19 protein-coding genes and 1 tRNA gene are annotated in these 22179 nt (G+C 75.3%); 10 read left to right on the top strand and 10 right to left on the bottom strand.

Going from position 1 to position 22179, the window contains the following annotated elements; genetic code table 11:
• Positions 1–177: 177 nt before the first annotated feature.
• Complete coding sequence (locus tag ABD973_RS21110) at positions 178–792, top strand: hypothetical protein (RefSeq protein WP_125598951.1); 615 nt, start codon at positions 178–180, stop codon at positions 790–792.
• Here the strand turns inward: ABD973_RS21110 and ABD973_RS21105 are convergent.
• From ABD973_RS21105 to ABD973_RS21085, 5 genes are all read right to left on the bottom strand, one after another.
• A complete protein-coding gene (locus ABD973_RS21105; RefSeq protein WP_241253236.1) occupies positions 777–2267 on the bottom strand; it encodes a bifunctional phosphatase PAP2/diacylglycerol kinase family protein in 1491 nt (496 codons plus the stop codon). The two genes, ABD973_RS21110 and ABD973_RS21105, sit on opposite strands and share 16 nt — an antisense overlap.
• Before the next feature lie 33 nt (positions 2268–2300).
• Complete coding sequence (locus ABD973_RS21100) at positions 2301–3485, bottom strand: TQXA domain-containing protein (RefSeq protein WP_164720890.1); 1185 nt, start codon at positions 3483–3485, stop codon at positions 2301–2303.
• A gap of 257 nt (positions 3486–3742) precedes the next feature.
• Positions 3743–4150, bottom strand: coding sequence for a single-stranded DNA-binding protein (locus ABD973_RS21095; RefSeq protein WP_125598961.1), 408 nt, complete (start codon positions 4148–4150; stop codon positions 3743–3745).
• A 99-nt stretch (positions 4151–4249) separates the two neighbouring features.
• Positions 4250–6241 carry a YfjP family GTPase gene (locus ABD973_RS21090; RefSeq protein ID WP_345501479.1) on the bottom strand — a complete coding sequence of 664 codons (1992 nt, stop codon included), beginning with the start codon at positions 6239–6241 and terminating at the stop codon, positions 4250–4252.
• A gap of 4 nt (positions 6242–6245) precedes the next feature.
• Positions 6246–7829, bottom strand: a complete 1584-nt coding sequence (locus ABD973_RS21085; RefSeq protein WP_386381764.1) for a dynamin family protein — start codon at positions 7827–7829, stop codon at positions 6246–6248.
• On the opposite strand from ABD973_RS21085, the gene ABD973_RS34785 reads away from it, so the two are divergent.
• Together ABD973_RS34785 and ABD973_RS21080 are read left to right on the top strand one after the other, a co-directional pair.
• Positions 7766–7903 (top strand): hypothetical protein, encoded by a 138-nt coding sequence (locus tag ABD973_RS34785; RefSeq protein WP_125598967.1) that lies wholly within the window; start codon positions 7766–7768, stop codon positions 7901–7903. The genes ABD973_RS21085 and ABD973_RS34785 overlap by 64 nt on opposite strands.
• Before the next feature lie 289 nt (positions 7904–8192).
• Positions 8193–8265 (top strand) — tRNA-Arg (locus tag ABD973_RS21080).
• 271 nt (positions 8266–8536) lie between these two features.
• Here the strand turns inward: ABD973_RS21080 and ABD973_RS21075 are convergent.
• Entirely contained in the window at positions 8537–9046 is a 510-nt protein-coding gene (locus ABD973_RS21075; RefSeq protein ID WP_125821161.1) for a phospholipase, read from the bottom strand.
• Between the two features lie 265 nt (positions 9047–9311).
• Here ABD973_RS21075 and ABD973_RS21070 point away from each other — a divergent pair, with 265 nt between their 5' ends.
• Positions 9312–9881, top strand: coding sequence for a hypothetical protein (locus ABD973_RS21070; RefSeq protein ID WP_345501476.1), 570 nt, complete (start codon positions 9312–9314; stop codon positions 9879–9881).
• Positions 9882–9891: 10 nt separating this feature from the next.
• Here the strand turns inward: ABD973_RS21070 and ABD973_RS21065 are convergent, their stop codons facing one another.
• On the bottom strand, positions 9892–10668 hold the full coding sequence (locus ABD973_RS21065) for an alpha/beta fold hydrolase (protein ID WP_125821163.1): 777 nt from the start codon (positions 10666–10668) through the stop codon (positions 9892–9894).
• Between the two features lie 94 nt (positions 10669–10762).
• Between ABD973_RS21065 and ABD973_RS21060 the strand changes: the two genes are divergently transcribed.
• The 6 genes from ABD973_RS21060 to ABD973_RS21035 all read left to right on the top strand — a co-directional run bounded on the left by ABD973_RS21060 (position 10763) and on the right by ABD973_RS21035 (position 17824).
• The gene (locus tag ABD973_RS21060) at positions 10763–11467 is read left to right on the top strand and encodes a 4'-phosphopantetheinyl transferase family protein (protein WP_345501473.1); all 705 of its coding nucleotides are present in this window, start codon (positions 10763–10765) and stop codon (positions 11465–11467) included.
• A gap of 120 nt (positions 11468–11587) precedes the next feature.
• Complete coding sequence (locus ABD973_RS21055) at positions 11588–12004, top strand: GNAT family N-acetyltransferase (RefSeq protein ID WP_125604776.1); 417 nt, start codon at positions 11588–11590, stop codon at positions 12002–12004.
• Between the two features lie 691 nt (positions 12005–12695).
• On the top strand, positions 12696–13922 hold the full coding sequence (locus ABD973_RS21050) for a S8 family peptidase (protein ID WP_345501471.1): 1227 nt from the start codon (positions 12696–12698) through the stop codon (positions 13920–13922).
• A 211-nt stretch (positions 13923–14133) separates the two neighbouring features.
• A complete protein-coding gene (locus ABD973_RS21045) occupies positions 14134–15429 on the top strand; it encodes a hypothetical protein (RefSeq protein ID WP_241253239.1) in 1296 nt (431 codons plus the stop codon).
• Between the two features lie 103 nt (positions 15430–15532).
• Positions 15533–16570, top strand: coding sequence for a WxL protein peptidoglycan domain-containing protein (locus ABD973_RS21040; protein ID WP_345501469.1), 1038 nt, complete (start codon positions 15533–15535; stop codon positions 16568–16570).
• 63 nt (positions 16571–16633) lie between these two features.
• Positions 16634–17824 carry a hypothetical protein gene (locus ABD973_RS21035; protein ID WP_125821168.1) on the top strand — a complete coding sequence of 397 codons (1191 nt, stop codon included), beginning with the start codon at positions 16634–16636 and terminating at the stop codon, positions 17822–17824.
• Positions 17825–17923: 99 nt separating this feature from the next.
• On the opposite strand, the gene ABD973_RS21030 is transcribed toward ABD973_RS21035, so the two are convergent.
• Genes ABD973_RS21030 through iolB form a run of 3 tightly spaced genes read right to left on the bottom strand, consistent with a single transcriptional unit; the run spans position 17924 to position 22176 of the window.
• Positions 17924–19423 (bottom strand): CoA-acylating methylmalonate-semialdehyde dehydrogenase, encoded by a 1500-nt coding sequence (locus ABD973_RS21030; RefSeq protein WP_345501467.1) that lies wholly within the window; start codon positions 19421–19423, stop codon positions 17924–17926.
• A 12-nt stretch (positions 19424–19435) separates the two neighbouring features.
• The gene (gene iolD, locus ABD973_RS21025) at positions 19436–21322 is read right to left on the bottom strand and encodes a 3D-(3,5/4)-trihydroxycyclohexane-1,2-dione acylhydrolase (decyclizing) (protein ID WP_345501465.1); all 1887 of its coding nucleotides are present in this window, start codon (positions 21320–21322) and stop codon (positions 19436–19438) included.
• Positions 21319–22176 (bottom strand): 5-deoxy-glucuronate isomerase, encoded by an 858-nt coding sequence (gene iolB, locus ABD973_RS21020; protein ID WP_125823992.1) that lies wholly within the window; start codon positions 22174–22176, stop codon positions 21319–21321. Before iolB ends, iolD begins: the two co-directional genes overlap by 4 nt.
• Positions 22177–22179: the final 3 nt, after the last annotated feature.

Here is a 22179-nt window from a genome sequence, read left to right as displayed (position 1 = left end):
GATACACCCCATACTGCCGTACGTCCATCCCCCGGGGGAAACCAGTACGTGCGCGGGGGGAGGCCCGGGGCGGTCCGGCCTGGGCGGCCTGACCGTGAGTACTCCTGGTATTACGGGTACGACAGGTGCCGCTCGGCAGGTACGACGCGGCGGGTACGAAGCTCTGGGGGGAGTTCGATGGACGGCTGGCTGCTGCCGCTCTCGATAGCGCTCATCGGCATGACGGGCACGCTCTTCGCGCCGCTGCTGACGCAGCGGCTGGTGGGACGGGTCCAGTCCGAGCAGTTCGAGCGGCAGGAACGGATGGCCGAGGGCCAGTGGCAGCGCGAGCAGCGGGCGGCGGAGCTGGACGTCCGCCGGGCCTGCTACGTGGCGGCGATGGCCGGGTACCGGCGCTACCGGATCGAGCTCATGAACTTCCTGTGGCTCGCCCACAAGGCCGGGGCGGCCGGGGACGGGGACGGAGCCGGGAACGGGAACGGGGACCGGGACGCGGTGAGGGCCGCGGGCCGGGCCGACCTGGAGGCGGCCCGGCAGGCGATGCACCTGGCGTTCGCGGAGGCGCAGCTGGTCGGCTCGGAGGCCGTGGTGGCGGAGCTGGACGCCACCGCGGAGCGGCTCTCGCAAGCCTTCTACCGGGTGCTGCGGCTGGACGAGGGCGATCCGGTACCGGACGGCGGCTTCGAGGCGGTCAAGGCGGATCTGCTCGGGCTCGGAGAGCGGTGGAAGGAGATGCGCGCCGTGATGCGGGCCGACCTCGGGACGGACGCCCGGCTTCAGCGGGGGCGGTAGACGGTCAGGGCGTCGGGGAGGGCGTCCAGGGTGAGGGCGGTGGGCGCCTGGGCGTACTCGCCGTCGTAGGCGAGCGGGGTGCCGGGCGGGACGTCCGCGACGCGCAGGCGGCGCAGCCGGGTGGCGACGTGGACGGGGGACCGGCTGAGCGGGCCGGCGAACGCGGCGGCCAGCAGGCGCGGGCCGGGGCGGCCGCCGCCGTGGACGATCCGCAGGTCGAGCAGGCCCTCGCCGAGACCGGCCCGGCGGCGGGGTGTGGGGCCGGTGCCCTGGTAGGTGCCGTTGCCGGCGAAGAGCAGCCACGCGCTGCGGGGCCGCCCGGCCAGGGTCATCCGTACGGGCCGCTCGGCCCGCAGCACCCGCCAGGCCGCCAGCACCGCGGCCGGCCCGCCCCCGATCCGGGGCGCCCACCGCAGACGGTGCCGCAGCAGCTCGGGGTAGGCGCCGATGCTGAAGTTGTTCAGGAAGTACCGGACCCCCTCCCCGGACTGCCCGGACCCGTCGGCCGGGGTGATGCGGCCCAGGGAGACGCGGACCGCCTGGCCGGCGAGGAGGGCGCGGCAGGTGTCCTCCGGGCCGATGAGGCCGAGGTCCAGCGCGAAGTGGTTGAGGGTGCCGCCGGGGAACACCGCGAGCGGCACCCCGGCCCGCAGGGCGGCGGTCGCGGCGGTGTTGATGGTGCCGTCGCCCCCGTACACGCCGAGCACCTTCGCCCGGGCGGCGGCCTCCGTCATCGCGGCCTCCACCTCGTCCCCCGCGCACTCCACGACCTCCGCCAGGGGCAGCAGCTCACGCAGTACGGCGAGTCCCGCCCCGCGGGGCGTGCCGGACGCGGTGTTCACCACGACCGTCAGCCCGGCCCCGTCCGGCAGTGCGGGCGCGTCGGCCGCCGGGCGCTCCGCGCCGGGGACGGCCCGCGCCCGTTCGGCGCGGCGCACGAGCCCGCGTACGGCGAACCCCGCCGCGACCCCGAGGGCCGCGCCCGCCAGCACGTCGGAGGGGTAGTGCACGCCGGTGTAGACCCGGGAGAAGGCCACCGACGCGGCCACCGGCGCCACCGCGGCCCCCCACCCGGGGGATTCCAGGGCGAGGCCGGCGGTGAAGGCGGCGGCCGAGGCGGAGTGCCCGGACGGGAAGGAAGTGGTCCACGGCTGCACGGCCGGCAGCCGCGCCACGGGCACCCCTTCCAGCAGCGGCCTGGGCCGGCGCACGGACCACTTGCCGACGGTGTTGATGGTGGCCGAGGCCAGCGCCAGCGAGGCGGCGGCCGTCAGCGCGCCCTTGCGGGCCCGGGCCGAGCCGACGACGGTGATCGCCGCGGCGGTCGCGCCCCACAGCACCCCGTGGTTCGCGGCCCGGCCGAGGGCGGGCAGCACCCGCTCGCCCCCGGGCCAGTGCCGTTGCGCCACGAAGTCGAACAACCGTCGGTCCCAGGCCGCGAGGGTGCCGCGCCAGGTCAGTTTCTGATCAGCCACAACCACGCCTCTACCCCGGGCCGCCGCCCGGAATCAGCCCTCGCCGTCCTCCCCCTCGAACGGCCGCTTGCGCAGCAGCAGCACGACCATGCCGCCCAGCACCACCAGCCCGACCGCGAGGGAGGCGATGACCGGGGTGGCCGCGGAGCTGCCGCTGGTCGCCAGCCGCTCCTCGTCCGGGGAGTCCGGACCGGCCGAGGCGGACTCGGCGGCCACCGCCACCTCGGACGTTCCGCCCAGCTGGCCCACGGCTGCGGCCGTGCCCGCCGCGACGGCCGGCGGCTGCGGCCAGACCGCGGTGGCGGTGGCGGCCGCCGCGGACTCGCTGGAGCCGGCCACGATCTGCGTCTCGGCCGGGATCCCGCTGGTGAACACGCGCCCTACGGGCACCTTGGTGGAGCCGTGCACGGTCACCGAGGCCGTCCCGTCGGGGGTGCCGGCGGGCACCTCGAAGTAGAGCCGGCTGCCGTTGCCCGCGGAGGTCACCGGCCGCCCGTCGGAGTCGACCACCCGCACCCCCATGGCGGTGGCGGCCGTGTCAGGGCTGACGGTGACGCTCTGCGCGCCCGTCCGGACGGTGACCGGGCCGAGCCGGGTGCCGACGGCTCCCGTCAGCGGACCGGACACCTGGCCGGGGTCCAGGTCCAGCGACGCCGGCGGCTCCGGCAGCCGGCCGGCCTCCCGCTGGAGGTAGTCGGCGAGCAGTTCCGCCGCCGGGTCGGCCGCCTCCACCTGCGCTCCGTCGGCCAGCCGCCAGATCGCCACCTGGGTCCCGGCGGCCGCGCTCTCCGCGGTCAGCGTCCCGGCCCCGGCGGCCTTCGCCAGCCCGGCCAGGTCGTTGTGCTGGGGGTAGGAGTGCTCCAGGACCCAGCGGATCCGGCCGCCCGCGTCGGTGTTCCGGGCGAGGGGGCTGCCGCCCCAGCCGCTCTCCGTGTACCGGGCCTGGGGCTGCGCGTAGCCCGCGATCCCGACTCCGTACGTCTGGAGCATGCCGCCGCCGTCGACCCGCATCTCGTACAGGCCGGCGGGGATCTGCCGGACCGAGCCGTCCCCGCCGCGCAGGACCGCCTGCCCGTACGTCTTGAGGCCGTCGAGCACGGCGCTCGCGCCCCCGGAGGTCCGGCCGGCGGCGGCCGGGCCGGAGTCCGCCGCGGCGCGGGCACCGGGCGCGGCGGTGAGGGCCGCGGCCAGCAGGGCCGCCGCCAGGGGCCGGCGCACGGAGCCGCGTACCGCACTCGCGGCGGCGGTGGCGGCACCGGGACCGCCACCGGCTGGAAGCGGAACGTCCGGCCGGACGGGTCCGGCCTCGGGTGGGACGGTGGGCGCGGAGGCCGGCCCGCCCGCGGACGCGGTGGACGCCGCGCGGGGCTCGGAGGATGCGGAGGATGCGGGAACAGCAATCGACACAGTTCTCCCCTTCGGGCCGAAGACCAAGGTGCCCGTGAGTACCGGGGAATCCTAGCCGCCTCGAACACTCAGACCACCGCCGCCTTCTGAGGGCCCATCAGTGGGGTGTCCGTCCTGACCACCCTGCGGAAGGCCGCCGTTCCGCGGGTGAGGTCGTGTCCGACGGCGATCGCGTCGATGTCCGCCGAGAACCAGCGGACGCCCTCGCCGTCGGGCGGGTCCTCCCGGACCCGCAGACGCCCGTGCACCACCAGCGGTTCCCCGACCGAGACGGAACTGGCCAGGTTGACCGCCAGCACCCGGCGCGCCCACACCGTGTAGAAGCTGGTGGGAGCGTCCGTCCAGGTCTCCGTGCGCCGGTCGAAGTACCGCGGGGTCACGGCGAAACGGAATCTCGCCGACGGACCGGTCACCGTCTCCTTGAAGTCGATCTGCGTCGCCACGTGCCCCACCAGCGTCACCAGGGTGTCGTTCATCCCGGCCGCCCTCCCCCGCACTCCGTACCCGTGCGGACCATCCGCACGAGGTACGACCATGCTGGCCCCGGGCCCCGGCATCCCGCTCCGGCCTGTGGATTACTGGCGGGTTGTGGACAACTTCGTCCCCCCTGAGGCGACCGCCGCGTACTGTTCGCGCACCTCGCGGTAGCGCAGCAGCTCGGCCGCCACCGGTTCCAGCACCCGGGCCCGGCCGCAGCCGGCCGCCGCCTGCCTGAGCCGCCGTTCGGCGTCCTGGCCGTACCTGCGCGCCGGGCCCCGGGCGGCGATCGAGCAGGCCCACTCCACCAGCGGCCCGCCGACGATGCCCGCCACCATAAAGAGCACGGGCGGCAGCAGTTTCGGCTCCAGGACACCGACGATCTGCCCGACCAGCCACAGGCCGCCGAAGATCTGCACCAGTGTCATGGCCGCCTGCGCCAGCACCGCGACCGGCCACCAGGCGGGCCGCGGCGGCTTCGCGCCGGGTACGGCGACGGCCGCGCCCAGGGTCACCGCCAGCTCGTCCAGCGCCTCCGGCAGCCGCTCGGCGCCGCGCACCGCGGTCTCCCGTACGGCCTGCGCCCAGGGGTCGGGCAGGCCGGTGACCGCTTCGTCGGCGACCGTGCGTACGGCCTGCTCCACGCGCTGACGGGCGGTCACCTCCTCCTCGGGGGGCGGGGCCGCGACCGCGCCGGAGCCGCGGCCCTTGGCCGACATCAGGGCCAGGGACGCGAGCGAGCGCGGGGCGCGCCGGCTCTCGTACCAGCGCCACAGCCGCAGCCAGGGCGTGCCGCAGGCCTTGCCGGCGTTGCGCCGCCAGGCCCGCTCGGCGGCGAGGCCGGCCGCGTACGCCCCGACGGCTTCCGCGAGCCGGTCCTCGAACTCGGCGCGCGCCGCCTCGCCGATCTCGGGCCCGGAGGGTCCGCAGTGGCCGTCGGCGACGTAGAGCGGGCGCAGGCGCAGCGCGGCCTGGTCGACGTCGGCGGAGATCCGCCGGGTCGCGGCGCCCTTCTCCTGGGTGAACTGTCCGAGGAGCTCGCGGAGTTCCCCGACGCCCTCACCCGTCAGGGCGGACAGTCCGAGGACGGTGGCGCCGGGCTCGCCGTGCTCGCCGAGGGCGATCCCGTCGTCGTCCAGCAACCGCCGCAGGTCGTCGAGTACGAGGTCGGCGGCGTCGCCGGGGAGCCGGTCGACCTGGTTCAGCACGACGAAGGTGACCTCGGCGTGCCCGGCCAGCGGCCGCAGGTACCGCTCGTGCAGGACGGCGTCCGCGTACTTCTCCGGGTCCACCACCCACACCACGGCGTCGACCAGCGCCAGCACCCGGTCGACGTGCTCCCGGTGCGCGCCGAGCGCCGAGTCGAGGTCGGGCAGGTCGACGAGGACCATGCCGCGCAGCGCCTCGGCCTCCGGGGTCTCGCGGGGGCGGCGCCGCAGCCGTCCGGGGATCTCCAGCCGGTCGAGGAGGCCGGCGGCGCCGTCGGACCAGCTGCAGGCGATGGGGGCGGCGGTGGTGGGGCGGCGCAGTCCGGTTTCGGAGATCTGCACTCCGGCGAGTGAATTGAAGAGGGTGGACTTGCCGCTTCCGGTGGCTCCGGCGATGGCGACGACGGTGTGCTGGGGGGACAGGCCCCGGCGTGCGGCGGCTTCGTCGAGGACCCGGCCGGCTTCGGCGAGGGTCTTGCCGTCGAGGCGGGTGCGGGACAGCCCGACCAGCTGGCGCAGGGCGTCGAGGCGCGTCCGCAGGGCCTGGGCCTCGGGGCTGAGCGGGGGCGAGGGCGCCTTGCCGCCGTCGCTGCCGGCGCCGGAGACGGCCCGCACGATCGCCTCGTCGGCGCCGTCCGCGTCGTCGTCCTCGGCGCCCGCCGCCTTCCGTCGGCCTTCCGCTCCGTCTTCCGCCTGCTCGTCGAGGCCGCCGGCGAGGAGGGCGGCGTCGAGCAGCGCGTCGTCGATGAGGGCGTCGCCGGCCCGCGCGCCGCTGCCGCGCGGGCCTCCCTTGCGGTTGGCCCGGTGGCGGGAGCGTGCGATGAACCCGTCGTCCCACCGGTCGCCGGCGTGGTCGCGGTCGCGGTCGGTCACGGCGGTCACCGCGTCACCTCTCCTTCTGCAGTACGGACAGCGCGGCGATCAGCTCGGCCTGTGGTTCGGGGGTGACTTCGAGGGCCTGGAGGGGGGCCAGCCGGCGGTCCCGTTCGGCGCGCAGGACCTCGTCGAGGTGGTCCCCGACGAGTTCGCCGCCGCGGTCGCGCAGGCGCAGGGCGGCCTGTGCGCCGATCCGCTCGGCGAGCTTCTCCCCGGCCGGGCGGGCCCGTTTGCCGCCGAGGAGGGCGGCGACGAGGAGGGCGGCGACGCCGTCGGGGTCGGGCGCGGGCTGCTTGCCGAGCTTGGCGACCTCCTCCTCGGCGAGCTCCTCCAGTACGCGCCGCCAGCGGCGTACGGCCACGCCGATGCGTTCCGCCGCCTCCCGGTCGGGCGCGGGCAGCGGCACGGCGCCGGAGGCGGGTTCGCGCCGCCAGACCTCGGCGATCCGCTCGTCGGCGGCGGCGACGGCGCACTGGAGGAGCGCCGCGAGGGATTCCGCGAGGGAGTCGAGGAGTTCGTCGGCGCTGGTGTCGAGGGGGTAGCCGCGCCACCGGGTGAGGGCGTCGCCGGCGAGCACGGCGCCCTTGTCGAGGCGGTTGCGGACCCGCTTGCCCTCCTGCCGGTACGCGTCCTCGACGGCGGTGGTCAGCCGGACGGCGGCGGCGTGCTGCGCGGCCACGGCGGAGGCCAGCTCCGGCATGCGGCGCTTGAGGGAGTCGAGGGCGCCGAGGGCGGTCCGGCCGACCGCGTACTGCCGGGCGGCGGGGTCGTGGACGTGGTGGGTGAGCCAGGCCAGCAGCGGCGCGACGGCGCTGGCCGGCAGCAGCCCGCCCCCGCCGGCCGACTCGGGCAGTTCGGGCACGGTGAAGCGCGGTACGTCCCCCAGCCCGGCACGGGTGAGCAGTGCCCCGTACTGGCGCGAGACCTCGGCGAGCACCTGGTGCGGGACGCGGTCGAGGACGGTGATCAGGGTGGCGTTGTACTGCTTGGCGGTGCGCAGCAGGTGCCAGGGGATGGCGTCGGCGTACCGCGAGGCGGTGGTGACCATGACCCAGACGTCGGCGGCGCAGATCAGCTCGGCGGCGAGGGTGCGGTTCTCGACGAGGAGGGAGTCGATGTCGGGGGCGTCGAGGACGGCGAGTCCGCGCGGGAGGGTCGACACGGTCTCGATCCGCAGCTCGCTGGTGGCGCCGGGGTGGCCGGGGGGCCGCACGCGGTTCTTCCTGGAGGAGGGCACCAGCTCCTCGTCCTGCTGGGGCGCCCAGACGCGCATGAGGTCGGGGAGGATCCGCATCCCGGCGAACCAGTGGTGGTCGTCCGGGTGGCAGACGAGCACCGGGGTGCGGGTGGTGGGGCGGAGCACTCCGGCTTCGCTGACCTGGCGGCCGACGAGGGAGTTGACGAGGGTGGACTTACCGGCCCCGGTGGAACCGCCGACGACGGCGAGGAGCGGCGCCTCGGGCGCCTTCAGCCGGGGAACGAGGTAGTCGTCGAGCTGCGCGAGCAGCTCTGCTCTGGTCTGGCGGGCGCGTGGGGCGCCCGGCAGGGGCAGCGGCAGACGCACGGACGCGACCCGGTCGCGCAGGGCGGACAGGGCATCGAGCAGCTGAGGCCGAACATCCAAGGTCACCACAATGCGAAGAATGCCCAATTTGGGACCATTTTTGAAGCTTATACGCCCTCTGCGCGCCGACCGCGACTCCTGAGGGACATCATGGACACGGCGGACGAGTGGGACGCAGGCATAACGAGTGCACAACACCCAGGCCGACGCGGCGCAAAAGCGGTGCGAGAATCGCACCTGCCTGCGATTATCGGGACCGCTTCACCGAACCTCCACAACGTGGCACGCGAGTGAAGCAACCGGGACAAGGCAACCGGAGCCCTATCCTTGACCCGGCACGGACCGCAGTCCCACCCCCACCAAGGGGCTCCAGGCCACCACGGTCACCTTCCGGCCCCCGTAGCTCAGTGGATAGAGCAGGCGCCTTCTAAGCGCTTGGCCGCAGGTTCGAGTCCTGCCGGGGGCACTTCCTTCCACCTCCCCGGGGGTTTCCCGGGCCGCCCGGGCCGCCTCGAAGAGCGGTCGTCGCGGCGTCCGCGACTGGCGGAAATTCACTCGACCGGACCCTTGCGGGATCCTTGCACCCGCAAAAGCGGAAAGCCCGGAACCGGAAGAGCACCGTCCCGCCCGACGGGGGTTTGTTCGGGCGGGACGGCGTGCGGGGCGGCGCCGGATCGGGTCCGGTCCGGATCGGATCGGGCCCTGGTCCGGGTCCCGTTCCTGGTCCGGGTTCTGGCTCAGCCGGCCTGGGGGGCGGGGGCGGGTTCGGCGGGGGCCGCGTCGGCCGGGGCGTCCTGCGGGGAGACACCGAAGGCCTTCACGGCCTGGTAGTACGTCCAGGCCGTGCTGTCGCAGGAACCCTTCTTGACGCCCGAGTACTGCGAGCAGACCCGCTTGAGGTCGGCGTAGAAGGCGTCGTCCAGCCGGGACTTGTTGGCGGAGAAGGTGCCGGCCGCCTTGTAGTTGCGGTAGCCGAAGTCGTGGCGGGCGCAGGCCGTCTGGAAGGGGAAGCCGAAGGGGTTGTCGGGGGACGAGGAGCAGTAGTCCGTCGACCAGTCGAAGGCGTACGAGGCCCAGTTGCCCTGGCTGCCGCGCGCCGCCACCCAGGCGTTGTGGCTGGAGGCGCTGGTCTGCGTCCAGCCGCTCAGCACCTGCGGCTTGTCCGCCGGGACCGCCGAGGCCGGGGTGGCGAGGGCCAGCAGGCCCGCGGACACGGACGCGAGCAGGGGTACGAGACGGCGACGCATGGCATTCCTCCGAGTGGGGGCGGCGGGCGGGCGGGCGACGGGGCCGCCCGGTCCAACTCCCGGCGCGGCGTCGGGACTCACCCTCGGAGCACGCCATATCCCCGACCCCTACCGCCCCTATAACGCGGCCCGGACGCCTACGTGTCGGCCCCTCCCCCTGGACCGCACCCCTCTCAGGTATGACCCCGCCTCCGACCTCCGGCAGATTCGAGGTTGATACCGGGGAGGGACGCGCGCGTGACTCCCACCCCGAACACTTATGGGTATGAACCGCCGTCCGCTCGTCATCGCCGCCGCCGTCGCGGGAGTCCTCGCCCTGGCCGCCTTCGCGCTGCCCAACCTGCCGCCCAACCCGGTCACGGACGCCCTGCAGAAGCAGGTCCTGCGGGAGAAGGGCACGCGGTACGCCAGTGCCGCCGACGCCCCGAAGAAGGGCGACCGGGCGTTCGTCCTGCCCAGCTGGATACCGGGGGACGCCACCGACATACGGATACGCGCGCGCGGCGACGGCGGGGCCCGGCTGATCCGGTTCACCCTCGGCAAGACCCCGCTCGACGGCCCGCAGTGCGCGGCCGGAACGCCGAAGAAGGCGGGCGGCCCCCGCCTGGGCGCCCGCTGGTGGCCCGGCGACACGCGGCGCGAGGAGCGGCCCGAGTGCCGGGACCGCTACCAGTACCAGGTGTCGGTGCGCGGCCGGCAGGTCTACGCCTGGACCGACGGCACGCCCTCGCCCGGAGCCCGAATACCGGAGGGCGGCGGCCTGAACGGCGGTGCCCCGAACGGCGGCCCGGCCGTCGCGCCCGCCGCGGTGTCCGGCGGCACCCCCGCCAGGTAGGGGAAGCCGCTCAGACGGCCTCGCGGTCGAGGACCGCGGCCGTGGCCCGGGCGAAGCCCTCCGGGTTGTCGAGCATGATGTTGTGCCCGCAGTCCGGTACGGCCACCACGGTGACTCCGGCGGCCTCCAGGGCTTCGGCGCCGGCGAGCGGCCCGTCCTGCTCCGGGAGGAGGAAGCCGCGCGGGATCTCCAGCTCCAGCAGGAGCTCCCGCATGGTGGGCGTGGTGCCCGCGGCCAGGTTCACGGCGCTGCGGTACAGGGCGGTGCGGCCGGCCAGCCGCATGGTCGACCACCAGTGCGCGCCGACCCGGTCGCGGACCTCCGCCCAGCCTCCGGCCAGGAACTCCTCCTCCGTGTAGGAGGCGAGGCCGCTGCTGCCGGCCGTGCCCGGGACGGGCGGCTGCGGGTCCAGGTTGGCGTCCACCAGGACGAGGCGGGAGACCAGCCGGGGGTGACGGGCGGCCAGCACGATGGCCACCGCTCCGCCCATGCTGTGGGCGATCACCTCGGCGCCTTCGGCACCGGCCGCGGTCATGGCCCGCGCCACGGCGTCGGCGTGGGCCTCCAGGGTGTACGAGAACGTCTCGGGACGGTCGCTGTGCCCGTGCCCCAGCATGTCGAGCAGCAGCGAGCGCCGCCCGGCCAGCAGCGGGTGCACGGCGCTCGCGGCGAAGTAGGCGGGAGAGGTCGAGCCGAGCCCGTGCAGGTAGACGCGGGGCGCGTCCGCTCCCGGCAGTTCGACCCAGCGGATCCGGTCGCCTTCCGGCGTCACGATGGCACTGTGCACGGCGAGTTCCCCCTGAAGTGATGCGCGAAGTGATGATCGACAAGTCCGGCACGAGGGTAACCAGGGCTCCAGCGGCCTCCTCTACCCTCGTCGGATGACCTTGTACGTGAACCAGCTCGACGGCGCCGTGCCCCTGACCGGACCGCCCCCGGCCGGGGCGGGTGTGGCGGTGTGGTCGCTGGACACCACGCGCGAGGCGATCGGCGGTCACGAGGCCGGCGGGGCGCGGGCGCTGCTGGACGCGGCCGAACGGGAGCGCGCCGAACGGCTGCTGCGGCCGGCCGACCGGCGCAGCTACCTCGCCTCCCACCTGGGGCTGCGCGTGCTGCTCGGCGGGTACCTGGGGCTGCCGCCGGAGGAGGTCGCCCTGGTCCGCGAGGACTGTCCGGGGTGCGGGGGGCCGCACGGCCGTCCCGCCGTGGCCGGCGGCGCGGTGCACTTCTCGCTGTCCCACAGCGACGACGTCGCGTACTTCGCCTTCTCGGGGGTGCCGGTGGGCGTCGACGTGGAGGGGATACCGCGGGCGAGCGCGGTGGCGGACGTCCTGAGCAGCCTGCATCCGGCGGAGGCGGGTGAGATCACCGCGCTCCCGGAGGCGGAGCAGCGGGTGGCGCTGGCCCGGGTGTGGGCCCGTAAGGAGGCCTGTCTGAAGGGCACCGGCGCGGGGGTCGCCTTCGGCCTGGCCGAGCCGTACGTGGGTTCCGGCCCCGACCCCGCCCCGGTCCCCGGCTGGACCCTGCGCGACCTCCCCGCCCCGGCCTCCTACGCCGCCGCGGTCGCGACCCGCGCCGCCGCCTGACCTCCGGCGGCCGGCGCCGCGTGGGCCGGTTCCAGCGCCCGCCGCACCGCCTCCGGCGCCGACCGCGTCCTGCGTCATATCCGCATGCTCAGACGTCCCCGCCGCCCTACCCTGGCCGTCATGGACATCCGCCGCGCCCGCAGCGCCGCCGAACTCGCAGCCGCGGAGGGGCTCTTCGACGGGCCCGCCCGGACCGAGTGGTCCGAGCTCTTCCTCGCCCGGTCCGGCCACCTGATGCTCATCGCCTACGTCGACGGGGTGCCCGCCGGCATGGTCTCCGGCGTCGAGATGACCCACCCCGACAAGGGCACCGAGATGTGCCTGTACGAGCTGTCCGTGGGCGAGGGGTACCGGCGGCGCGGCATCGGCCGGGCCCTGACGCTGGCCCTCGCCGACGAGGCCAAGGCCCGCGGCTGCTACGGCATGTGGGTGGGGGTCGACACGGACAACGAGGCGGCGCTGGCCACGTACGCGTCGGCGGGCGCCGAGGACGAGGGCCTCTTCTCGATGCGCGGCTGGCCCCTGCGCGACGCCTGAAGGCGCGCGGCGCCCCCGGGGAAGCCGGGCCCCGACGGCCGGGGACGACGCCGGTGCGGACCCGGTCCGGGTCCGGCCCGGTCCGTCCGCACCCTGCGGCGGCGTGTCGGGGGCCGGTCGGCGACGCCTGAAGGTGCTCGGCGCACCACCGGCCGGCAGACCCGGTCCGGGTCCGGCCCGGTCCGTCCGCACCCTGCGGCGGCGATTAGGGGGCCAGACCGCGACGCCTGGAGGTGCGCGGCCCGCCACGTGCCGGAAACCCGGTCCAGGGCCGGCCCGTCCGCCCGCACCCCTGCGCCGGCGTGTCGGGGGCCGGTCGGCGACGCGGGCGCACCATGTGCCGGGAGACCCGGTTCGGGGACGGTCCGGGCGCACCCCCTCCGGCGGCGTGTCGTGGGGCCAGTCGGCGCACCCTCCGCGCGGGGGCGGTCGCGCTGGCCGAGCATCGGCCGCATGACCGCCATGACCTCCCTGCTCCCGGCCGCCGTCCTGCTGGCGGCGGCCGCCGTCCTGCCACCGCCGCACCCCGCCTCCGCCGCCGCCCCGGCCGCCGAAGACGCCCCCGCCTCCTACGTCGTGATGCTGAAGGACACCACCTCCCGCGCCCCGACCCGGGCCCTGGCCGCCGAGGCGGCGCGGGCGGGGGGACGCGGTCGGAGCGGTCTACGACGCCGCCCTCAACGGCTTCGCGGTGCGCACCACCGCGGCTCGCGCCGCCGCCCTCGCCGCCGATCCCCGGGTCGCCTCCGTGGAGCCGGACGCGCCGTTCCGGATCTCCGGCTCGGCCCCCGCCCCGGAGCCCCCGGCCGGCTTCCCGCAGCCCCCGGCCGTCCCGGTCCCGGTCCCGGCCCCCACCCCCGCGCCGGTCCTCACGCCCGCACCCGTCCCCGTGCCGGCCCCGGCCCCGGCCCCGGTCCCGGTCCCGGCCCCCGCCCCGGCGCCGGTCCTCACACCTGCTCCCGACCCCGTCCCGGTCCCGGCCGTCCCGGCCGTCCCCGTCCCCGTCCCCGCGCCCGTCCTCACGCCCGCGCCCGCGCCCGCCCCCGCCGCCCTGACCCAGCGGCCCGCCCCCTGGGCGCTCGACCGGATCGACCAGCGCGAGCTGCCGCTCGACGGTTCGTACACGTACTCCGGCAACAAGGGCCAGGGCGTCACCGTCTACGTGGTCGACACCGGGATCAACACCCTCCACCAGGAGTTCGGCGGCCGCGCCCGCAACGGCTACAACGGCTACAACGGCCTGTTCCAGGGCGGCGCCCAGGACTGCAACGGCCACGGCACGCACGTCGCGGCCACCATCGGCGGGGCGACGTACGGGGTCGCCAAGGGGGTCTCCCTGGTCGGTGTGAAGGTGGCCGACTGCCGGGGCGACGGGAGCCTCTCGGTGATCCTGCGCGGCCTCGACTGGATGGTGAAGGACCACCTCAGGAACCCGGCCCGGGGTCCCGCCGTCGCCAACATGAGCATGGGCGGCACCCGGAGCCACTCCATGGACGCGGCGGTGATCCGCGCGGTGGCCTACGGGATCACCTTCACCGTCGCCGCCGGCAACGAGGCCCGGGACGCCTGCGCCGGCTCCCCGGCCGCCGTCCCGCAGGCCCTGACGGTCGGCGCGACCGACGACGCCGACCGGCGTCCGCGCTTCTCCAACCACGGCCGCTGCGTGGACATCTCGGCACCGGGGCAGTCCGTCGTCTCGGCCTGGAAGGGCTCCCCGACCGCCCTCGCCCGGGCCTCGGGCACCTCCATGGCCGCCCCGCACGTCGCGGGCGCCGCCGCGCTGCTCCTGGCGGACGGCCGGGCCGGAACCCCCGCCGAGGTGGGCCGGCTGCTCGTCCTCGACGCCGTCCCGGACCGGATCACGAACCTGCCCGCCGGAACCCCGAACCTGCTCCTGCACGTCCCCGCCGCACCGTAGCCCGACGACACGGCAGCCACCGACCAGTCGGTATCCGATGTCCCACCAGACCGGGTCTGATGGGACATCAATGTCTGTGCGCTTCGGGCGAAAGCAAGCCATTGACTTCTCGACACCGCGACGCGTCAATGACGGCCATCCGCACCGGCTCGGCCTTCCCCACACAGCGGGTGGGGGGAGGGGTTCGTCATGACGAAGGAGTCGCGACCCTGTGAGTACGAGAACCCTCAGACGAAGAGTGCTGGCCGGGGCGGGCGCCCTGTCCCTGGCCCTGACGGGCGGCGTCGTGGCCCTGACGGGGCCGGCGCAGGCCGCGACCAAGACCACCCCCGTGCCGGTGAAGTGCGTCGCCCCCGCGCCCCAGCCGGGCGCCAACGGCAGCCAGGACTACACCGTCACGGTGCCGGACACCGCCAAGGCGGGCGAGACCGTGCCCATCACCATCGACCCCGGCGAGACGCCGGTCGTCCCGATGTTCACCATCGACACGGTCAACACCATCAAGGCGAAGCTGCTCGTCGGCGGGGTCGCGCAGACGGTCACCAGTCCTGCCGTGAACAGCCACCAGGAAGCCGGCAAGAAGGCCGACCCGCCCGCGTTCAGCGGCACGGTCAAGATCCCGGACGGCACCGAGGGCACGACGGTCCAGATCACGATCGACCAGGTGGTCACGGACGCCGACCTCGGCGGGACGGTCTACACGACGACCTGTACGCCGGACCCGCGCCCCAGCGCCCCGGTCGCCTCGATCGCCGTCGAGGCCCTGCCGAAGGACCCGGTCACCACCAAGCTGACGCCGAACAGCGGCAAGGCCGGCACCGCCGTCACCGCGACCGGCGCCAACTTCCCGGCCGGCCCGGTCACCTGTTCCGCCCAGCTCGCGGGCGCGGCGACCGGTGACGCCGGTACCGGCACGGCGGACGCGTCCGGTGCCGCCACCTGCAACATCACGATCACCAAGAAGGCCGACACGATCAAGATCGACGGCTCGGTCGCCCCCGGGAAGCCCTTCGTGTTCATCGAGGAGCAGGCGGGCGTGCGGAACCCGGTGGACATCGAGGTGCTGCCCGGGCCGCTGGCCCTGGGCCCGAAGGACGGCCAGCCGGCCGTCAGCTTCGGAGCGGTCACCATCAACGGCAAGGCCCAGTCGGTGTTCGGCGCGTTCAACGCCGCGACCGTCCAGGACTTCCGCGGGGGCAGCCTCGGCTGGGACGTGACGGCGACCCGTACGCCGTTCCTGAACCAGGCGACGGGCCACTCGATGGCCAAGGCGCAGCTCGGCATCCAGCCGTCCTGCACCGTGACCAACCCGGACAGCCCGAGCACCTGCACGGCCGGCGCGCCGGGCGCCATCTCGGGCACGCCGATGAAGGTCGCCTCCCAGGCGGCCGGCGGTGAGGAGCTGACCGGCGGCGAGTTCGCCGTGGGCGGCGCGGCGATGATCCAGCTGCCGCCGTTCATGTTCGCCGACACCTACCAGTCGGTCGTGACCTTCTCCATCGCCTGATCGCCTGATCGCCTGACGGACGACCCGACCCGGGTGGTGCGGCGCCGTTGCGCCGCACCACCCCCTCCGCGTTCCACCCGCCGCGACCTGGAGACCGACGCCCATGCGCCTCCGCACCGCTGTCCGCTCCCTCCTCCCGGCCCTGTCCGGCACGCTGGTGCTGCCGGCACTACTGCTCCCCGCCGCCCCCGCGAGGGCCGCGGACAACGGCACGTGGGGGGTCTTCCCGACTCCGCCGGCCGGCGCGTCGGTGACCGACCGGGCGTACTTCTTCCACCAGGGCGCCGCCGGGACCACCGTCAGCGACAGCGCGACGATCGTGAACTCCTCCGACAGGGAGCTGACCTTCCGGGTCTTCGCCACCGACGCGATGAACACCCCGTCGGGCGGTGCCTTCGCCCTGCTGCCCGTGCAGACCAGGCCGAAGGACGTCGGCGCCTGGGTGGCGCTGGCGCCCGGGGCGGAGGCCACCGTCACCGTCCCGCCCCGGGGCCGCAAGGACGTCCCCTTCACCGTCAAGGTCCCCCAGGACGCCGTGCCGGGCGACCACGTCGGCGGGATCGTCGCGCTGAACACCCAGGTCGAGGGGGTGCGCAAGGAGGGCAAGGTGCAGGTCGGGGTGCAGCGCCAGGTGGGCGCCCGGATGTACTTCCGGGTGCCCGGCCCGCTGACGCCCGGACTGACCGTGGAGGACGTACGGGTCACCCGGGGCGCCCCGCTGCTGCCGTGGGTCAAGGACGCCCGGGCCACCGTCACGTACACGCTGGTCAACCGGGGCAACGTGGTCGTCGAGCCGAGGGTGGCGGTGTCCGCCGAGGGGCTGTTCGGGCGCCGGGTGCTGAACCGGCCCGCCCGGGACCCGAAGCTCGTGCTGCTGCCCGGACAGCGCGTCGAGCTGACCGAACCGTGGCCGGACGCCCCGCAGTTGGACTGGGTGTCCGTCAAGGTCCGCGCGGGTGCGGCCGCTCACCCGGACCTCGCCCCGGAAGCCGGTACGGACTTCGTCGCCGTCCCGTGGCCCGCCGCGGGCGTGCTCCTGGTCCTGGCGGGGGCCGGCACCACCCTCCTGGTGCTGCGCCGGCGGCGCCGCGCCACCACGGAAGAAGCGCTGAGCGAACCGGACTTGGCGCGGGCCCGCTGACCGGCGAGGGTGTCCCCGGGGTGACGGCATCCGGCCATCACCCGTGACGGGGAGGCACGACGGATGGAACGAGAGCACAGCGAGACCGGGTCCGCCGCGCCCGTCGCCCGGCCGGTCAGGGGCGTGGGCCTGCTGACCCGCATCGAGCGGGCGCTGGGCACCGGGACCGCCGCCTACCTGCCCGGGGACGGCTGGATACGGCTCACCCTCCCGCTCGACGACGGCGGCCCGGCGCCCGTCACCGTGGACGTGGTCGCCGACACCCTGCGGGCCCCGCACGGGATCGCGTACCTGCTGCCCGGCGGTGGCCTGAACTTCGCGGCGGACTTCTTCACCCCGGCCCGCGACAACCTGGCCCACCACCTGCGCCGCCAGGGCCTGCTGGTGGTCGGGGTGACCCCGCGCGAGGACGCCGCCCGCCCCGAGGAGGTCACCGCGGACTTCGGACTGGCCGCGCACCGCCGGGACCTGGCGGCCGTGGTGGCCGCGCTGGACTCCGTACTGGGCCTGCCGTACGCGTACGCGGGCCACTCGGCCGGCGCCGCCCTGGCCCTGGACGCGGCCTCCCACGACTCCTCGGAGCGGCTGCTGCGGGTGCTGGCCCTGGACACGACCGGCCCGTACGCGGGGGCCCTGGCCGAGCGGGCCGCCGAGACCCGGGAGGCGTACGAGGAGCAGCTCGCGCGGGGTGTCCACGCGGCCGACCCGGGCCTGGCGGCGCTGGTCGCCCGGGCGGTCGCGGACCCGGCGGGCGCGTCGCAGGCGCCCTGGCCGCCGGACCCGGCCCGGCGCTTCACGCACGCGGGCCTGGCCCACTTCGCGCTGCTGCGCACCGCGGCCCTGCCCGGTCCGGCGAACTGGATCTACCGCCAGGGCCACGCCGCGGGCGAGTACGTCTTCGGCGCCTCCCCCGCCGAGGACCGCTTCGCGCCGGCCCACACCCCGCTGGCCGCCTGGCACGCGGCGACGGCGGCCCTGGGCAGCGGGCTGGTCCCGACCGCGCTGATGCGGGACCTCGCGGCGGTGTGGGCGGGCGACGGCAAGGCGTACGGGATCGCGTGGGAGCGGATCCGCTGCGAGGTGGTGTGGGTCAACACCGAGCTGGGCCGGGGCGACGAGCCGCGCGGCGCGGAGCTGATCCGGGCGGCGGGCAACGACCGGGTCCGCTTCGCCGTGGTCCCGGGCTACGGGCACGGCGACGCGGTCTGGTCGCGGACGGCGGCGGCGGACGTCTGGCCGCTGCTCCGGGGCTGAGGGGACGGCGCAGCCCCCGGCCGGTGAGGGTTGGCCGGGGGCTGCTGGTGCGGCGGGGCGCCGGGCCCGGGCGGTCGCGGCCCGGGGGACGGCCCGGGCTCAGTGGTTGCGGGGGAAGCCCAGGTCGACGCCGGCGGGGGCGTCGGCCGGGTCGGGCCAGCGGGTGGTGACGACCTTGCCGCGCGTGTAGAAGTGGATGCCGTCGTTGCCGTAGATGTGGTGGTCGCCGAAGAGCGAGTCCTTCCAGCCGCCGAAGGAGTGGTAGCCCACCGGCACCGGGATCGGGACGTTGACGCCGACCATGCCGGCCTGGATCTCCAGCTGGAAGCGGCGGGCGGCGCCGCCGTCGCGGGTGAAGATCGCGGTTCCGTTGCCGAACGGCGAGGCGTTGATGAGGGCCACGCCCTCCTCGTAGGTCTCGGTGCGCAGCACGCACAGGACCGGGCCGAAGATCTCGTCGCGGTAGGCGTCGGAGTCGGTCTTCACGTGGTCGAGCAGGGACAGTCCGATCCAGTGGCCGTTCTCGTACCCGTCGACCGTGTAGCCGGTGCCGTCCAGGACCACGTCGGCGCCCTGGGCGGCCGCGCCCTTGACGTACGAGGCGACCTTGTCGCGGTGGGCGGCGGTGATCAGCGGGCCCATCTCGGAGGTCGCGTCGTTGCCGGGGCCGATCTTGATCTTCTCGGCGCGCTCGCGGATCTTCTCGACCAGCTCGTCGGCGATGGCGCCGACGGCGACGACCGCCGAGATGGCCATGCAGCGCTCGCCGGCCGAACCGTACGCGGCGGACACGGCCGCGTCGGCGGCGGCGTCCAGGTCGGCGTCCGGGAGCACCAGCATGTGGTTCTTGGCGCCGCCCAGTGCCTGGACGCGCTTGCCGTTGGCGGAGGCGGTGGTGTGGATGTGGCGGGCGATCGGGGTGGAGCCGACGAAGGAGACGGCGGAGATGCCGGGGTGGGCGAGGAGGGCGTCGACGGCGGCCTTGTCACCGTGGACGACGTTGAGGACGCCCGCCGGCAGGCCGGCCTCGGTCATCAGCTCGGCCAGCTTGACGGAGGCCGACGGGTCCTTCTCGCTCGGCTTGAGGATGAAGGTGTTGCCGCAGGCGATGGCCAGCGGGAACATCCACATCGGGACCATCGCGGGGAAGTTGAACGGGGTGATGCCCGCGACCACGCCGAGCGGCTGGCGGATGGCGGAGACGTCGACGCGGTTGGAGACGGAGGTCGACAGCTCGCCCTTGAGCTGGGTGGTGATCCCGCAGGCCAGCTCGACGATCTCCAGGCCGCGCGCGACCTCGCCCAGCGCGTCGGAGTGCACCTTGCCGTGCTCGGCGACGATCAGCTCGGCGATGGCGTCGCGGTGGGCGTCCAGCAGGGCGCGGTAGGCGAAGAGCACCTTGGTGCGGGCGGCCAGCGAGGACTGACCCCAGGTGAGGAAGGCTTCCTGGGCGACCTTGACGGCCGCGTCGACCTCCTCGGCGGAGGCCAGGGCGACCTGCGTGGTGACCTCGCCGGTGGCCGGGTCGGTGACCGGGCCGTAGTTGCCCGACGCGCCCTCGACGGTCTTGCCACCGATCCAGTGGTTGACGGTCTTCATTGTGCTGCTCCTTCACAGATGGCGACGTCGCTGCGCGGCTTGCCGGTCGTACTCTTCACGGGCCAGGGCCGCCGACGCACGGGTCGCGGTCTCGGCCACAGGAACATCCCACCACGCCTGTGCCGGGGGCGGGCCCGACACAGTGTCGGGTGTTCGGGTCTGTGCGTAGACACATGTGGGCCGGTCCGACAGGCGGGCTTCGGCCAGGGCTTTTCGCAGGTCACCGATGGTGCGGGTGTGGATCACGGCCATCCCGAGGGAGGCGGCGTTGGCCGCGAGGTCGACCGGAAGCGGGTCCCCGGTGTACGCGCCGCCGGGTGCCCGGAAGCGGTAGGCCGTGCCGAAGCCCTCGCCGCCGACCGCCCCGGAGAGCCCTCCGATGGAGGCGTAGCCGTGGTTGTCGAGGATGACCACCTTGACGGGGATCCCCTCCTGGACGGCGGTGACGATCTCGGTGGGGTTCATCAGGTACGAGCCGTCGCCGACGAGCGCCCACACCGGGCGGTCCGGGGCGGCGAGGGCCACGCCGAGGGCGCCGGGGATCTCGTAGCCCATGCAGGAGTAGCCGTACTCCACGTGGTACTGGTACGCGGAGCGGGCCCGCCAGAGCCGGTGCAGGTCGCCGGGGAGCGAGCCGGCCGCGTTGACGATCACGTCGGTGTCGTCGACGAGGGCGTCGAGGAGGCCGAGCACCTGGGCCTGGGTGGGGACGGCGTCCCCGTCGGGGGCGTGGAAGGCCTGGTCCACCAGGGCCTCCCAGAAGAGCTTGGCCTTGCGGTACGTCCGCTCGTACGCCGGGTCCACGCGGTGGCCCGCCAGCTCCGCGCGCAGCGCGTCCAGGCCCTCGCGGGCGTCGGCGACCAGCGGCAGCGCGGCCTGCTTGTGGGCGTCGTACGGGTCGAGGTTGAGGCCGAGGAAGCGGACGCCGGGGTCCTGGAACAGGGTCGAGGAGGCGGTGGTGAAGTCGGTCAGCCGGGTCCCGGCGGCGATGACCAGGTCGGTGGCGCGGGCCAGGTCGTCGGCGGTGGCGGTGCCGGTGTGGCCGACGGCGCCGACCTCGGCGGGGTGGTCGTGGCGCAGTGCGCCCTTGCCGGCCTGGGTGGCGGCGACGGGGATGCCGGTGGCGTCGGCGAAGGCCCGCAGGGCGTCCTCGGCGCCGCTGTGGCGGATGCCGCCGCCGACGACGAGGAGGGGCCGGCGGGCCGCCCGTACGGCCTCGGCGGCGGCCCGCAGCTCGTCGGTGTCGGGCCGGGGGCGGCGCACCCGCCACACCCGCTCGGCGAAGAACTCCTCGGGCCAGTCGTACGCCTCGGCCTGCACGTCCTGCGGGAGCGCGAGGGTGACGGCGCCGGTCTGCACGGGGTCGGTGAGCACCCGCATCGCCTGGAGCGCGGCCGGGACCAGGGCCTCGGGGCGGGTGATCCGGTCGAAGTGGCGGGACACCGGCCGCAGGGTGTCGTTGACGGAGACGTCACCGGCCCAGGGCACCTCCAGCTGCTGGAGCACCGGGTCGGCGGGCCGGGTCGCGAAGGTGTCCCCGGGCAGCAGGAGCACCGGGATCCGGTTGATCGTGGCGAGGGCGGCGCCGGTGACGAGGTTGGTGGCGCCGGGCCCGATGGAGGTGGTCACGGCGTGCGCGGAGAGCCGCCCGCGCTGCCGGGCGTACCCGACGGCGGCGTGCACCATGGCCTGCTCGTTGCGTCCCTGGAGGAAGGGCATGGCCTGCGGCCCGCTCTCCAGCAGCGCCTGCCCGATCCCGGCGACGTTCCCGTGCCCGAAGATCCCCCAGGTGGCGGCGATCAGCCGGTGCCGGCGCCCGTCGCGCTCGGCGTACTGCACGGACAGGAAGCGCACGAGGGCCTGCGCGGTGGTGAGCCGGACGCTGCGCCGGGCCGTCACGGGGTCTCCTCGGGTCGGGGGGCGGTGGGTTGCGCACGGGGTCCCGTGCCGGGGTCCGGGGTCCGGGGGAAGGGGAGGCGGGGGTCGACGGCCCGGGCGGGCCAGGTGTCGCGGATCCAGGCGTGGTCGGGGTGGTCCCGGATCAGCCACTCGCGCTCCGCGTCCGGGCCGGCCATCACGTTCAGGTAGTACATGTCGTGCCCGGGCGCGGCGATCGACGGGCCGTGCCAGCCGTCGGGGATCAGGACGACGTCACCCGACCGCACCTCGGCGAGGACGTCGGTCTTGCCCGCGGGCGAGGGCGTCACGCGCTGGTAGCCGACGCCGGGGGTGCCGCCGTGCGGGGCGATCTCGTAGAAGTAGATCTCCTCCAGGCGGGACTCCTCGCCCGGGTGGTGCTCGTCGTGCTTGTGGGGCGGGTACGAGGACCAGTTCCCGCCGGGGGTGAGCACCTCGACGGCGATGAGCCGGTCGCAGTCGAAGGCGTCGGCGGCGGCGAAGTTGTGCACCTGCCGCGAGCACTGGCCGGCGCCGCGCAGCTCGACGGGCACGGCGGCGGCGGGGCCGTACCGCGCGGCCAGCCGCCGCTCGCACCGCGCCCCGACGAGCGCGAACCGGCCGCCCGCGGCGGAGGCGATGCCGGCGCGGGCGTCCCGCGGCAGGTACGCGAAGTCGGTCGGCCCGTCGAACACCGACGCCCGCCCCCGCAGCGGGATGCTCCCGGCGGAGTTGGCCGCGTAGCGGACGTCGCAGGCGCCCGACAGGGGGAGGACGATCCACTCCGCGTCCCCGCACGTGTGCGCGTACTCCTCCCCCGGCGCCAGTTCCAGCACCACCAGCCGGGTGAGTTCCATCCC

This window comes from Streptomyces racemochromogenes (assembly GCF_039535215.1).
Taxonomy (GTDB): Bacteria; Actinomycetota; Actinomycetes; order Streptomycetales; family Streptomycetaceae; genus Streptomyces; species Streptomyces racemochromogenes.
This window is presented reverse-complemented; position numbering and strand designations above follow the sequence as displayed.

What these genes read in the sequence shown, in the direction of transcription:
- ABD973_RS21035 (WP_125821168.1), top strand. Translation starts at nt 16,634, where the DNA reads ATGGAACGAGAGCACAGCGAGACCGGGTCCGCCGCGCCCGTCGCCCGG.
- iolB (WP_125823992.1), bottom strand. Translation starts at nt 22,176, where the DNA reads ATGGAACTCACCCGGCTGGTGGTGCTGGAACTGGCGCCGGGGGAGGAG.
- ABD973_RS21095 (WP_125598961.1), bottom strand. Translation starts at nt 4,150, where the DNA reads ATGAACGACACCCTGGTGACGCTGGTGGGGCACGTGGCGACGCAGATC.
- ABD973_RS21110 (WP_125598951.1), top strand. Translation starts at nt 178, where the DNA reads ATGGACGGCTGGCTGCTGCCGCTCTCGATAGCGCTCATCGGCATGACG.
- ABD973_RS21070 (WP_345501476.1), top strand. Translation starts at nt 9,312, where the DNA reads ATGAACCGCCGTCCGCTCGTCATCGCCGCCGCCGTCGCGGGAGTCCTC.
- ABD973_RS21060 (WP_345501473.1), top strand. Translation starts at nt 10,763, where the DNA reads ATGACCTTGTACGTGAACCAGCTCGACGGCGCCGTGCCCCTGACCGGA.
- ABD973_RS21030 (WP_345501467.1), bottom strand. Translation starts at nt 19,423, where the DNA reads ATGAAGACCGTCAACCACTGGATCGGTGGCAAGACCGTCGAGGGCGCG.
- ABD973_RS21075 (WP_125821161.1), bottom strand. Translation starts at nt 9,046, where the DNA reads ATGCGTCGCCGTCTCGTACCCCTGCTCGCGTCCGTGTCCGCGGGCCTG.
- ABD973_RS21040 (WP_345501469.1), top strand. Translation starts at nt 15,533, where the DNA reads ATGCGCCTCCGCACCGCTGTCCGCTCCCTCCTCCCGGCCCTGTCCGGC.
- ABD973_RS21055 (WP_125604776.1), top strand. Translation starts at nt 11,588, where the DNA reads ATGGACATCCGCCGCGCCCGCAGCGCCGCCGAACTCGCAGCCGCGGAG.